Source organism: Burkholderia sp. BCC0322, from assembly GCF_902833045.1.
GTDB lineage: Bacteria > Pseudomonadota > Gammaproteobacteria > Burkholderiales > Burkholderiaceae > Burkholderia.
The window spans coordinates 219,957-232,330 of sequence record NZ_CADFDU010000003.1 but is presented as its reverse complement, the minus strand read 5'-3'; the positions used below and the strand labels follow the sequence as shown (position 1 = coordinate 232,330).

The following is a 12,374-nucleotide window of genomic DNA, read 5'->3' as shown; positions in this document are numbered from 1 at the left end:
CCGCGCCGGGAGCGCTTCTGGATCTGTCGCGCGCGGGCCGCCGGCGGCATGTGCCGGCGCCGCGCAGCCGGCGTCAAAGCACGCGCGGCCGGATCAGTGCTTCGGGCTGCAGCGCCTCGTCGACCTGCGCATCGGTCATCCACTCGCGCTCCAGCACGATCTCGCGAATCGACTTGCCGGTCGCGTGCGCTTCGGCCGCCACGGCGGTCGCGCGCTTGTAGCCGATATACGGGTTCAGCGCGGTCGCGAGCGCGACCGAGCGCTCCATCGTTTCGCGCAACCGCTCGGGATTCGCGGTGATCCCGCTCACGCACCGCTGCGCGAGCGTCGTGCAGGCGGCGGTCAGATGGCTGAAGCTGCGGAACAGCGCGCTGGCGATCACCGGCTCGAACGCGTTGAGCTGAAGCTGTCCGGCCTCGGCGGCAAAAGTCACGGTCAGGTCGTTGCCGAACACCTCGAACGCAACCTGGTTGACGACTTCCGGGATCACCGGATTCACCTTGCCGGGCATGATCGACGAGCCGGCCTGCACGGGCGGCAGGTTGATCTCGCCGAACCCCGCGCGCGGGCCGCTCGACAGCAGCCGCAGGTCGTTGCAGATCTTCGACAGCTTCACGGCGATCCGCTTGAGCACGCCCGACACCTGCACGAACGCGCCGCAATCCTGGGTCGCTTCGATCAGGTTCGGCGCGGTGCTCAGGTCGAGCCCGGTAATGCGCCGCAGCGCCGCGAGCGCCTTCTCCGCGTACTGCGGGTGCGCGGTGATCCCCGTACCGATCGCGGTCGCGCCGAGGTTGATCTCGCGAATCAGCCAGCCGGCTTCCTGCAGGCGCGCGATGTCTTCCGTCATCATCACCGCGTAGGTCGAGAACTCCTGGCCGAGCGTCATCGGCACCGCGTCCTGCAACTGCGTGCGGCCGAGCTTCAGCAAGCCGGCGAACGCGTCGGCGCGCTCCGCGAACGCATCGCGCAGGCGCGCCATCGCTTCGAGCAGGTGCTCGACCGCGAAGCAGGTCGCGACCCGGATCGCGGTCGGATAGACGTCGTTGGTGCTCTGCGCGAGATTGACGTGCTCGTTCGGGTGCAGGTATTCGTACTGCCCTCGCGCGTGCCCCATGATTTCGAGCGCGCGGTTGCAGATCACCTCGTTCGCGTTCATGTTGGTCGACGTGCCGGCGCCGCCCTGGATGATGTCGACGACGAACTGGTCGTGCAGGCGCCCTTCGCGGATCTCGACGCACGCGGCGGCGATCGCATCGCGGTAGGGGCGCGGCAGCAGCCCGAGCTCGCAGTTCGCGTCAGCCGCGGCCTCCTTCACTGCGGCGAGCGCCATCACGAAGTACGGCAGCGACGCAATGGTGCGGCCCGAAATGTCGAAATTCTCCTTCGCGCGCAGCGTATGGACGCCGTAGTAGGCCTCGTCCGGAATGCTTCGTTTACCTAAAAGATCCGCTTCGACGCGGAAACCGGTTTCTGCCATCGTGCCCTCCTCTGTGTCTCGTGCCGCTTGTCGTTCGCCGCTTCCCGACGCGACGGGTTCGCATTCTATGCCTTTGCAAAAACAAGCTCGCTTCTGTATTATCGAAAGCAGTTTTGCGTGGGATGCAACAGCGAGAATCGAATGAAAAGAGGCGCGAGAGACACCGGCATCGATCACATGGGCGCGATGCGCGCGTTCGTCAGGGTGGTCGAAACGGGGAGTTTTTCGGCGGTCGCGAAGGAGATGCACGTGTCGACGTCCACGGTCGCGCGCAAGATCACGGCGATCGAGGAGGCACTCGGCGTCGCGCTGCTGCACCGCTCGACGCACAGCGTGACGCTCACCGAAGCCGGCCATATCTACCTGGAGCGCGCCGTCACGCTGATCGCCGATCTCGACGACACATTACGCGTCGTCGCCGAGCTGAATGCGCAGCCGAGCGGCCCGCTGAAGCTCACCGCGCCGGTGGCATTCGGCCGCCGCCATCTCGCGCCGCTGGTCGCGCCGTTTCTCGCGCGCTACCCGACGATCCAGCTCGACGTGCGGCTCACCGACAACCACAACGACCTCGTGGCCGGCGGCTTCGATCTCGACATTCACGAGGGCGAGAACTACCTGGACAACCTCGTCGTCCACCGCCTGTCGCGCAACGACAGCATCCTGTGCGCGACGCCCGGCTATCTCGACCGCTGCGGGCGCCCGTCCACGCCGGACGACCTCAAGCAGCACAACTGCCTGCGCTACGTGCATCCGGAAGGCGATCCGCGCTGGGCGCTCGTGAACCGCGACACGCATCACAGCGTGCTGCCGGCCGGCAACCTCGTCACCGACCATTCGGAGCTGCTGCTCGAAGCGACCTGCGCGGGGCTCGGCATCGCGGAATTCGAGATCTGGCTGGTGCGCGACCTGCTCGCGAGCGGCCGGCTCGAAGCCGTGCTGCCGCGCTACCGGCTGCAGAACCGGCTGACGGGCGAATACATCTACATCGCGTATCTGGCGAACCGGCGCAGCTCGGCGAAGCTGCGCGTGCTGAAGGACTTTCTCGCGGAACACCTCGCGCATATCGGCGAGCTGTCGGAGCTGGAACTGACGAAGATTCGCGGCGCGAGCGCGTAGTCACGCTCGCGCCGCTACGCGCGGCCCGGGTCGCGGGCCGGCGGCGTCACAACGCAGCCATGCCGTTCAGCCCGGCTGCAACTCGAACGGGAACGTGGCGTGCCCGATTTCGACACCCTGCGTGTTGAGCATCCGGGGCCGATGGAAGCCGGCCAGTTGCGCGCGCTGCTCGGCCGTGCCGATCTGCAGCCGCTCGAGAAGTTCGCTGACGACCATGTAGAGCACGTCGAGGTTGCCGTCCTCGATCTTCACCGAGATGCCGAGCGCACCGTCGGCGCCCAGTTGCCGCGTACGCGCCGACGCACGCACGCCGATTCCGTAGCACGCGTCGGCGCCGAGCTTGCCGACCACCTGGCCGTCGAACGCCTTCATCAGCACCGTGCAATAGCGCCCGTCGCCGGCAACCAGTTCCGGATACGCGGTCATCGCACGATGGATCCGCGCCAGCGCGCGAACGCGCTCGCTGATTTCGCCGCCGCCCGCCTCCACCGTATCCGCACCGTCGGCGAGCGACGCGTACAGACGCGCGAGCCGATCCAGCGAAAATGCCGGCGTCGGCAGGTTGCACCCGTCGATCGCCCAGCCCACTTCGTCGTCGCGCAGCCCGCACGCTTCGGCCACCACGTGCTTCACACGCACCTGCATCGGATGGTCGGGCAGATGGTAATCGGCGATCGCGGCGCCGATCGCCCGCGCGCCGGCCAGCATCCCCACGTGCTTGCCCGAACAGTTGCTGCATACGCCGGTCGGCGTGTAGTCGCGCTTGATCCACGACCGGTACACCGCATCCGACAACGGCGGATGGCCGCCGCAACGCAAGTCCGATTCGTGCGAGTCGACCTTGGCGAGCATCGCGCGCGTGCGTTCGATGTGCCGGTCCTCGCTGCTGTGCGACGCGCACATCAGCGCAATGTCCGCATCGTCGAAACCGAAGCGTTCGGGCGCGCCCGTCTCGATCACCGACAGCGCCTGCGCCGGCTTGGCCGCCGAACGGGCGAGCGTCATCCGGAACGGATCGCCGAACCGGGCCAGCAGCCTGCCGCGTGCATCAACCACCGCCACATGGGCGACGTGCGTGTTCTCGATCGCATCGCCTCGGTAGGTGACGACTGCTGCGCGTTGGGTGTCCATCTTGTGTTGTCTCCATGCTCGGGGCCTGCTTGCCGGGGCCCGTCCAACCGGTACGGCAGTGTAGCGAGTCGGCGCCGCCACGCGCCGGCCGGGCGATGGAAAGCGGTGTTGCACGCGACGCAAAGGCAATCGCGCCCCCACGAAAGCCTGACCGAATGAGTACAAGAACCATTCAATCGTTTACAGAATTAGTACCAATCCGTACAATTGCGATCGCAAACGCGAATCATACGCATTTGCATTGACGTTTTCCGATGTCCCGCGCCGCCTGGCCGGCATCGAGAAGACGCACCCGCTCACCGAATCTTCTGCTGCTTCCCGATATGCCCGCCCAGTTCAAGACGAGGCCTCGCGCCCTCGTATCGGCGCTGACCTGCTCCGTTTTCCTGACCCCGCTGCTCGCTTCCGCCGAAACCGCCCCCGCTCCCGCATCGTCCGCCGACCAGCCTGCCCCGTCCGCCGACGTGCAGGCGACGCTGCCGACGATCACGGTCCAGTCGAGCGCGCCGTCGGACATGCAGGTGAAGCGTTCGCCGTCGTACAAGTTCACCGCACCGCTGCTCGACACGCCGCGCTCGGTCACGGTGATCCCCGAGCAACTGATCAAGGAAAAGAACGTCACGTCGTTCGCCGACGCGCTGCGTTCGGTGCCGGGCATCACGTTCCTCGGCGGCGATGCGGCCGCGAACCCGTCGGCCGATCGCCCGGTGATCCGCGGCTTCGAATCGCGCAATTCGATCTTCGTCGACGGGATGCGCGACTCGGGGCTGCAGAACCGCGAAACGTTCGCGATCGAGCAGATCAGCGTGATCAAGGGCCCCGATTCGGTCTATGCGGGCCGCGGCTCGGTGGGCGGCAGCATCGACATCGTCACGAAGACGCCGAAGAACGACGACTTCATCAACAGCAGCATCGGCTTCGGCACCGACGGCTACAAGCGCGCGACGGTCGACGCGAACCACCGGATCAACGACACGACCGCCGTGCGCCTGAACGTGATGGGTCACGACGCGAACCAGGCCGGCCGCAACGACGTGTACAACAAGCGCTGGGGCGTCGCGCCGTCGATCGTGTTCGGGCTGAATACGCCGACCACCGTCACGGTCAGCTACTACCACATGAACGCGTACGACATGCCGGACTTCAGCGTGCCGTTCCGCGCGTCGGGCGGCACGCCGGTGCCGACCGATCGCGGGCAGTTCTTCGGGCTGAACACGCGCGACTACCGCTACGGGCAGACCGACACCGCCGAAGTGCGCGTCGAGCACAAGATCAACGACGACTGGAAGCTGAAGAACACGACGATGTTCGGCCGCTCGACGCTCGATTACGTCGCGACCAACCCGCAGATCCTCGCGTCGAACCCGAACCTGCTGAGCCTGCAGGCGAAGAGCGGCAAGTACGCGCTCAACGGCTTCTCGAACCAGACCGAAGTGACCGGCAGCGCGAGCCTGTTCGGCATGAAGCACACGATGACGGCCGGCGTCGAGTTCAGCCACGAACAGGCGCGCTACGAGGGTTACCTCGTGTCGGATTCGGCCGGCAACAACATCCGCTCGGGCGGCCCGTGCTCGGTGGCCGGCAACTGCACGCCGCTCGCGGGCGGCTGGAACCCGAACATGCCGTGGACCGGCAACATCGTGCTGAACGGCGACAAGGGCTTCCCCGGCGCGACGACGAACACGCGCACCGACACGGTGTCCGCGTACCTCTTCGATACCGTGAAGCTGTCCGAGCGCTGGCAGTTCAACACCGGGCTGCGCTTCGACCGCTACGACACGACCGGCAAGCAGGCCGGCGTGGCCGACCTGTCGAACACGTCGAACCTGTTCAGCTACCAGTTCGGCCTCGTGTTCAAGCCGGTGAGCAACGTGAGCCTGTATGCGTCGTACGGCACGTCGTCGAACCCGCCCGGTTCGAACGGCGGCCTCGGCGGCGGCACCGACCAGATCACCGCGACGAACCAGGATCTCGCACCGGAGCGCTCGCGCAACATCGAGATCGGCGCGAAGTGGGACGTGCTGCAGGATCAGCTGTCGCTGACGTCGGCGCTGTTCCAAACGGAGAAGACCAACGCGCGCGTCAGCGACGGCCTCGGTCACACGGTCAACGCTGGCAAGCAGCGCGTGCGCGGCGTCGAACTCGGCTTCGCGGGCAACCTGACGCCGAAGTGGCACATCTTCGGCGGCTACTCGTACCTGAACGCGATCACGACCGACGCGGGCCCCGGCAGCCCGGGCGCATCGGGCCTGCCGATGGTGATGGTGCCGAAGCACAACTTCACGCTGTGGACGGGCTACGACGTGATGCCGAAGCTCACGCTCGGCGCCGGTGCGACGGTGATGAGCCAGACCTACGCGTCGGTATCCGCGACGACGAAGAAATGGACGCCCGGTTACGCGCGCTTCGACGCGGCCGCAACGTGGCGCGTGAACAAGACGATGGACGTGCAGCTCAACGTGCAGAACCTGTTCGACAAGAAGTATTACGCGAGCGCGTATCCGATCTACGCGACGTGGGCGCCGGGCCGTTCGGCGATGGTCACGCTCAACTTCTATCAGTAACGCCGGCGGCGGCGACGCGTCGACGGCCACGGAATCGTACCCGGCTCGCCCGGCGATACGCCCTCGCGCTGCGACTGCGTGTACGTGACGCCGAGCCACCCGTGCCCGACCACCGCGACGATGCCGATCGAACGCACCGGCACGCCGCGCTTGTCGACCTTCGCGAGCGCGGCGTCGGGATCGACCACGCGGAATTCGTGCGCGGGATGATGGCCGTTGCGGTGCCGGTGAAGGATGCCGCGAGCGGCCGCGTGCTCGCGGCGTTCGCCGCGCATGCGCCGACCGCATGCGCGATGCTCAGCGACCTGCTGGAGAACGTGCCGAAGGTACGCGAAACGGCCGCGCGGCTCGCGCCGCTGCCACACGCGGCCGACGGCGCGCCGCCTGGTTGATGCGGCCGCGCACGTTCATGCCATCACGCAAGGTGATACCGCAACCAGAAAGTCTCGCGACATGCGTTGTCGAACGTCATCCGCGTCGGGCCGATCGATTGCGCATCGGGATGGCGGAGCACGTCGTAGTCGATCCAGCATTCCGCGCACAGCAGGTCCGACGGCGCGCGGTCCTGCTCGACCGAGCGGCGCACGATCGCACCGTTGTCGAAGCGGTATTCGGTTTCGTCGCGCGTGACTTCGACGTCGTCGTCGGTCCAGCGATCGTGCGACGTCGTGTGCGACACGATCGACACCGGGCCCGCGAGCCCGTGGATCGCGGCGACGTAGGAAATGAGCTTGTCCATGGCGAGGCGGCAAACGGAGGGATGGCCGCCTCGCGCACCCTGCATGGCGCGAGGCAACCCGAGCGGCGAGTATAGCCGCGCGCCGAAGACCTTGCCGCCGGCGGGGTTTCGCGCGCTACGCCTCCAGCGCGAGCAGTGCGAACGTCGCGAGCCAGTGCTCGCCCATGTAGTCGCCGGCCACGTGCGCGAGTGCGCTCGCCAGATGCCGGTCGGCCGCCTCGAGCAGCTTCGCGCGCCGCGCATCGCCTTCCGGCAGCGAGCCTGCGAGCGCACGCTGGCACCACGCGCGGCTCAGGTTCAGCCCGTCGAGGTGCGCGATCTTCCCGTCGCTGCGATCGCTGACCGTCGCCGGCTCGAACAGCGTCGCCGGCTCGCCGCGCGCGAGATCGGGCAGGAAGCGCGCGAACCAGCCGTCGAATTCGGCGCCTGGCAGGACGCGCCGCATCAGCTCCGCCTCCATCAGCGCGGGCGACAGGAATTCGTCGCCCGACGGCTCCCACGCCTGGCACGCGACATCGTTCAGGTGCCAGCGCTTCGCGGTATCGACGATCAGCGCCGCGAGCCCGTCGCGCTGCGTATCGCGCGCGAAATCGAGCGTGAGCGCCAGCGCGAACGCGGTGTTGAAGTGTGTGCCGACACGCAGCGGATAGGTCGCTTTCGGCAGGAAGGTCTCGAAGCGCGACACGAACAGGTCGGTCAGCGGCGCCATCGTCTTCGCCCAACGCGCGGCCTGCGGCATCGCCCCCTTCAGCGCGAGCCGCTCTAACTGCGCCGACAGCGCGAGCAGCCACGCCCAGCCGTACGGACGCTCGAAGCCGGCGTTGTGCGGTAACGCGAGATACACCCGCTCGCCCGCGACATTCGCATCGGTGAAGTGCGCATCGACGATCGCGACGATGCGTTCAGCCTCCGGCAATGCCGGGTAGCGTTCGAGCACGCGCAGCACGAGCCAGTAGCCGTGCACGCACGAGTGCCAGTCGTAGCTGCCGTAGAAGATCGGGTGAAGTGCGCGCGGCCCCTGCACGTCCTGCGGGCCGGCGAGCGAATGCGTGAGCTTGTTCGGATATTCGCGGGTCAGGTGCGCGAGCGCGAGCGACGCGAATTTCGAGGCAAGTTCGGGCGTGAGTCGGTCGGTCATGGGCATCTCGTCCATCGAGTCAGAAACGGAATACGAACGCATACATCAGCAGCGTGTTCACGGCGAGCAGCAGCACGGCTGTCGGCCACTGCACCTTGATCACGCCGTTCTTGTCCTTCAGCTCGAGCAGCGCGGCCGGCACGATGTTGAAGTTCGCGGCCATCGGCGTCATCAGCGTACCGCAGAAGCCGCTCAGCATCCCGATCGCGCCGACGATCGCCGGGTTGCCGTGGAACTGGTGGACGATCAGCGGCAGGCCGATGCCCGCCGTCATCACGGGGAACGCGGCGAAGCCGTTGCCCATGATCATCGTGAACAGCGCCATGCCGACCGTGTAGGCCGCGACCACCGCGAACGGCGAATCGATCGGCACCCACTCCTTCACGAGCCCCGACACCACACCGCCGACGCCCGCGACCGCGAACAGCGCGCCGAGCGCCGCGAGCATCTGCGGCAGGATCGCGGCCCAGCCGACCGCATCCATCGTGTGGCGCGCCTCCTTCACGGCATGCACGGGCGAATCGCGCAGCATCGCGAGCGCGACGGCGAACGCGACGAGCGTGCCGAGCACGAGCGAGATCAGCGTCACGCTCTTCTGGTCGACGAACGGCACCCCCTTCAGCGCGAACGTGCCGATCAGCGTGACGACCGGAATCAGCAGCGCGGGCAGGAACAGCCTGTTGCCGAAACGCTGCGCGAGCGTCTCGCGCCGCACGGCCGCGGCTTCCCCGGCTTCATCGGACTTGCCGCGCCCGAGCTTGCCCGAGCCGGCGATCACCGCGAGCGCGATCGCGAGGCAGCCCGTCACGAAATGCGGCAGCCACGCGCCGAACAGGAACGTGACTGCGTAGATCGCCCAGAACGCGAAATTGACGATGCGGCGCGGGTTCGTGCGATCCGTCAGGTTGAAGTATGCGAACGCGGCGAACATCAGCCCCGCGAGCGTGTACAGCGATTCGAGGCCGATCATCGCGCGCCCTCCTGCGCCAGCAGGCCGAAGCCGCGCGCCAGACGGCGGTCGAGCAGCGCGAGGCGCGTGCAGTGGATCAGGAGCGCGGCGATCGCGGTCGGGATCGCCCACACCGACAGGTGCAGCGGCTCGATGGAGATCCCGTTCTGTTCGAGAAAGCCCTTGATCAGCAGGATCGACTGGATCGCGATGAAGATGTCCTCGCCGAAGAACACGGCGATGTTGTCGACGCCCGACGCATGCGCGCGGATCTGCTGGCGCACCGATTCGGGCAGCTCGCCGTGCCGGTTGACCGCGGCGGCCTCGGCCATCGGCGCGATCAGCGGCCGCACCATCTGCGCATGGCCGCCGAGCGACGTGAGGCCGAGCGCGGCCGTTGCCTGGCGCAGCACGAAATACAGCATCAGCACGCGGCCCGTGGTGGCCGCCTGCACGCGCGAGATCATGTGCTTCGCCTGCTCCTTGAGCCCGTTGCGCTCGAGCAGCGCGATCACCGGCAGCGTCAGCCAGATGAGCCCCATGTAGCGGTTTTCGGTGAACGCCTTGCCGAACGCGCTGACGATGTCGACGAAATTCAGCCCGCCCGCCAGCCCCGTCGCGAGCCCCGCGATCGTGACCACCAGCAGCGCATTGAAGCGCAGCGCAAAACCGATCACGACGATCGGCACCCCAATCAGCACCAGCATTGCTCCTCCTTGTGTCGGACGCGCGGCGCCTTGGCATACGCCGCCTGCCCGGTTTGGACCGGGCTCTGACGGCGCAATCTAGCACGAGACTTTATCGATAAATAGTCGACAATTTACTGCTCCGGGTAAACGTTGAAACGTGCGAACACCGTGCCCGGGCCATGTGTCGGCGGTATTTCATCCGAGGAATCGACGGACGGACGGCCGGCGCGGACGCACCCGCCCCGGCGCGCGCGGTCCCGCGCCGGGGGCGGCGTGCGACGGGCCGCCGCGCGTGGCGAAGCCCCGGTACGCCGACTAAACTGGAAAGCATCGGCAACGGACGGGAGAGCCGCCATGATTGACGTATTCCAGACCATCGGCAGCCGCGCGTTCTCCGCTCATCTGGCGAAGGACGGGATGGTGACGCTGATGGAGCAACGCCAGGAAGTCGATCGCGTGACGCTCGCGACCGCGTATGCCGCGCTCGTCGAGGAGTCCGAGCGGGAAGCCGACCTGCTCGACGCGACGGTCGAAGGCATGATGCGTGCGCTGATCCAGGGGTACGCGCGCAGTCATTGACGGCGCGGCCGCGCCCGTTGAAGCGGATGGCAGGCTGTCGCGGGCGCTACGCGGCCGGTGTACCGGCGCCCGTGTCGAACCATCGGCCCGCACGCAGTTGCAGGTAATCGGCCTGCGTGAAGATCCTCAGCAGGTTCGCGACCGCGCCGTTGCTGGCGCGGTCGCGTTCCGTCATGAACGCTTCGACCTCGTCGCGGCCGGCAAACAGGATCGTGCAAAAGTAGCGTTCCCGCTCCGCGTCGGACAGGTTCGTCGCGCTCAGCTGGTACGGAGGGTGAAGCGCCGCGAACAGGAAGTAATAGCGCTCGGCGTCGTCGCGCAGCACGCGCACCGCGTCCGGATCGACCGGAAAATCGCGGTAGAACGACGCGTGCCCGCTCTCGATGTAGATCCGGTACAGCAACCGGCCATCGTGATCGATCACGATCGGCGCGTACGGGTCGCGGCTGACAAGCAGGGTGTCGGGCGCGGTCATCGCGAACGCCTCGCGGCCGGCTCCCCGCCGGTGCCGCGCCGCCATGCAGACAGCGCACCGACGCTCAGCCACGCCGCGATGGCGCGCGCGGTCATTTGAAAACGAGGCGTCTGGTTCATGGGGTTCGACGGATTTCGCGCGACGGACGGCGAGAGGGTGCGATTGGCGCGTCATGATCGCATGGCGTGCCGTCCGCCCGCCAGCGGCGACCGGCTTTCACGTGCCATCCGGCGGCCGGCGGCCGCATCCCGACACGCGTCGTCATAGAGGAAACGCACTGAAACGGCACAATGCGCGAATTTTTCGATTGCCGCCGCCCGCGCCGCATGACAGCATTCGGGCGTCGCCAACCGAAAAGAATGCCGTGCCGTCCGGCCGCCGATGCCGCCCGGCGGCGCCGAGCAGGCAGCCCCTTCCATGAACCCGGCCCACCTCCAACATTACGAACCGACCGGAGAATTCCGCTTGTGAACATCGGCATCGTCAACGACCTCCCGCTTGCCGTCGAGGCGATGCGCCGCGCGATCGCGCGCCGGCCCGAGCACCGCGTGCTGTGGGTCGCGACCGACGGCGCGCAAGCCGTCGAGCTGTGCGCCACGCAGCCGCCCGATGTCGTGCTGATGGACCTGATCATGCCGAAATTCGACGGGATCGAAGCGACGCGGCGGATCATGCGATCCGAACGACCGTGCGCGATCCTGATCGTGACGAGCTGTATCGGCGCAAACGCATGGCGCGTGTTCGAGGCGATGGGCGCCGGCGCGCTCGACGCGGTCGATACGCCACAGCTCGGCGAAGGCGCGGCCGGCGACACGACCCGGCTGCTGCTCGCGAAGATCGACCAGATCGGACGCCTGCTCGACGCTCCCGGCGGCACGCGCCTCGCCGGCATGGCCTCCCGCGCCGGCGGCGGACCGCTGATCGCGATCGGCGCTTCCGCCGGCGGCCCCGGCGCGCTTGCGTCGATCCTCGGCGCGCTACCGGCCGATTTCAACGCGCCGATCGTGATCGTCCAGCACGTCGACCGCGCGTTCGCCGAAGGCATGGCGCAATGGCTCGACGGGCAGACGCCGCTCGCCGTGCGCGTCGCGCACGAAGGCGACCGCCCGCAGCCGGGCGTCGCGCTGCTCGCCGCGACCGACGACCACCTGCGCATCACGCGCGCCGGCACGCTCGAATACACGCGCGAGCCGGCCGCCACGCCGTATCGCCCGTCGGTCGACGTGTTCTTCAACAGCCTGACCGAGCACTGGCCCGGCCGCGTGATCGGGGTGCTGCTCACGGGGATGGGACGCGACGGTGCGATCGGCCTGAAGGCGCTGCGGATGAAGGGCTACCATACGATCGCGCAGGACGAGGCGACGAGCGCCGTGTACGGCATGCCGAAGGCGGCCGCGACACTCGGCGCGGCGCGCGCGATCCTGCCGCTCGGGCGCATCGCGGGCGAACTGGCGGCGCTCGCGAGAATCTGAGCCCGACGATGAACACGCGCAACACCCATGCCTGCCCCTGCA

Annotated in this window: 12 protein-coding genes and 1 pseudogene; 5 read left to right on the top strand and 8 right to left on the bottom strand. The window is 67.7% G+C overall.

Going from position 1 to position 12,374, the window contains the following annotated elements; all coding sequences use genetic code 11:
• Positions 1–73: 73 nt before the first annotated feature.
• On the bottom strand, positions 74–1,480 hold the full coding sequence (locus HWX39_RS11430) for an aspartate ammonia-lyase (RefSeq protein ID WP_175968136.1): 1,407 nt from the start codon (positions 1,478–1,480) through the stop codon (positions 74–76).
• Positions 1,481–1,621: 141 nt separating this feature from the next.
• Between HWX39_RS11430 and HWX39_RS11425 the strand changes: the two genes are divergently transcribed.
• Complete coding sequence (locus HWX39_RS11425; RefSeq protein ID WP_175968134.1) at positions 1,622–2,596, top strand: LysR family transcriptional regulator; 975 nt, start codon at positions 1,622–1,624, stop codon at positions 2,594–2,596.
• Between the two features lie 66 nt (positions 2,597–2,662).
• Here the strand turns inward: HWX39_RS11425 and HWX39_RS11420 are convergent, their stop codons facing one another.
• Positions 2,663–3,727 carry an asparaginase gene (locus HWX39_RS11420; RefSeq protein WP_175968132.1) on the bottom strand — a complete coding sequence of 355 codons (1,065 nt, stop codon included), beginning with the start codon at positions 3,725–3,727 and terminating at the stop codon, positions 2,663–2,665.
• Between the two features lie 323 nt (positions 3,728–4,050).
• Here HWX39_RS11420 and HWX39_RS11415 point away from each other — a divergent pair, with 323 nt between their 5' ends.
• On the top strand, positions 4,051–6,291 hold the full coding sequence (locus tag HWX39_RS11415; protein WP_175968130.1) for a TonB-dependent receptor: 2,241 nt from the start codon (positions 4,051–4,053) through the stop codon (positions 6,289–6,291).
• Here HWX39_RS11415 and HWX39_RS11410 read toward each other — a convergent pair.
• Entirely contained in the window at positions 6,285–6,479 is a 195-nt protein-coding gene (locus HWX39_RS11410; protein WP_175967687.1) for a hypothetical protein, read from the bottom strand. The genes HWX39_RS11415 and HWX39_RS11410 overlap by 7 nt on opposite strands.
• On the opposite strand from HWX39_RS11410, the pseudogene HWX39_RS11405 reads away from it, so the two are divergent.
• Positions 6,459–6,683, top strand: a pseudogene (locus HWX39_RS11405) (IclR family transcriptional regulator); the annotation flags it as partial. The gene HWX39_RS11410 and the pseudogene HWX39_RS11405 overlap by 21 nt on opposite strands.
• Before the next feature lie 23 nt (positions 6,684–6,706).
• Here the strand turns inward: HWX39_RS11405 and HWX39_RS11400 are convergent.
• From HWX39_RS11400 to HWX39_RS11385, 4 genes are all read right to left on the bottom strand, one after another.
• Positions 6,707–7,030 (bottom strand): hypothetical protein, encoded by a 324-nt coding sequence (locus tag HWX39_RS11400; protein WP_175968128.1) that lies wholly within the window; start codon positions 7,028–7,030, stop codon positions 6,707–6,709.
• Positions 7,031–7,145: 115 nt separating this feature from the next.
• Entirely contained in the window at positions 7,146–8,168 is a 1,023-nt protein-coding gene (locus HWX39_RS11395; protein ID WP_175968126.1) for a DUF2891 domain-containing protein, read from the bottom strand.
• A gap of 19 nt (positions 8,169–8,187) precedes the next feature.
• Positions 8,188–9,138 (bottom strand): DUF979 domain-containing protein, encoded by a 951-nt coding sequence (locus HWX39_RS11390; protein ID WP_175968123.1) that lies wholly within the window; start codon positions 9,136–9,138, stop codon positions 8,188–8,190.
• Positions 9,135–9,824 carry a DUF969 domain-containing protein gene (locus HWX39_RS11385; protein ID WP_175968121.1) on the bottom strand — a complete coding sequence of 230 codons (690 nt, stop codon included), beginning with the start codon at positions 9,822–9,824 and terminating at the stop codon, positions 9,135–9,137. Before HWX39_RS11385 ends, HWX39_RS11390 begins: the two co-directional genes overlap by 4 nt.
• Positions 9,825–10,160: 336 nt before the next feature.
• Here HWX39_RS11385 and HWX39_RS11380 point away from each other — a divergent pair, with 336 nt between their 5' ends.
• Entirely contained in the window at positions 10,161–10,385 is a 225-nt protein-coding gene (locus HWX39_RS11380; protein ID WP_175968119.1) for a hypothetical protein, read from the top strand.
• A 46-nt stretch (positions 10,386–10,431) separates the two neighbouring features.
• Here HWX39_RS11380 and HWX39_RS11375 read toward each other — a convergent pair whose 3' ends face one another.
• Entirely contained in the window at positions 10,432–10,860 is a 429-nt protein-coding gene (locus HWX39_RS11375) for a hypothetical protein (protein ID WP_175968116.1), read from the bottom strand.
• 467 nt (positions 10,861–11,327) lie between these two features.
• Here HWX39_RS11375 and HWX39_RS11370 point away from each other — a divergent pair, with 467 nt between their 5' ends.
• The gene (locus HWX39_RS11370) at positions 11,328–12,332 is read left to right on the top strand and encodes a chemotaxis response regulator protein-glutamate methylesterase (protein ID WP_175968114.1); all 1,005 of its coding nucleotides are present in this window, start codon (positions 11,328–11,330) and stop codon (positions 12,330–12,332) included.
• Positions 12,333–12,374 lie beyond the last annotated feature (42 nt).

Excerpts from the sequence above, each read along its gene's own strand:
- HWX39_RS11430 (WP_175968136.1), bottom strand. The coding sequence starts at position 1,480 with ATGGCAGAAACCGGTTTCCGCGTCGAAGCGGATCTTTTAGGTAAACGA.
- HWX39_RS11425 (WP_175968134.1), top strand. The coding sequence starts at position 1,622 with ATGAAAAGAGGCGCGAGAGACACCGGCATCGATCACATGGGCGCGATG.
- HWX39_RS11420 (WP_175968132.1), bottom strand. The coding sequence starts at position 3,727 with ATGGACACCCAACGCGCAGCAGTCGTCACCTACCGAGGCGATGCGATC.
- HWX39_RS11415 (WP_175968130.1), top strand. The coding sequence starts at position 4,051 with ATGCCCGCCCAGTTCAAGACGAGGCCTCGCGCCCTCGTATCGGCGCTG.
- HWX39_RS11400 (WP_175968128.1), bottom strand. The coding sequence starts at position 7,030 with ATGGACAAGCTCATTTCCTACGTCGCCGCGATCCACGGGCTCGCGGGC.
- HWX39_RS11395 (WP_175968126.1), bottom strand. The coding sequence starts at position 8,168 with ATGACCGACCGACTCACGCCCGAACTTGCCTCGAAATTCGCGTCGCTC.
- HWX39_RS11390 (WP_175968123.1), bottom strand. The coding sequence starts at position 9,138 with ATGATCGGCCTCGAATCGCTGTACACGCTCGCGGGGCTGATGTTCGCC.
- HWX39_RS11385 (WP_175968121.1), bottom strand. The coding sequence starts at position 9,824 with ATGCTGGTGCTGATTGGGGTGCCGATCGTCGTGATCGGTTTTGCGCTG.
- HWX39_RS11380 (WP_175968119.1), top strand. The coding sequence starts at position 10,161 with ATGATTGACGTATTCCAGACCATCGGCAGCCGCGCGTTCTCCGCTCAT.
- HWX39_RS11375 (WP_175968116.1), bottom strand. The coding sequence starts at position 10,860 with ATGACCGCGCCCGACACCCTGCTTGTCAGCCGCGACCCGTACGCGCCG.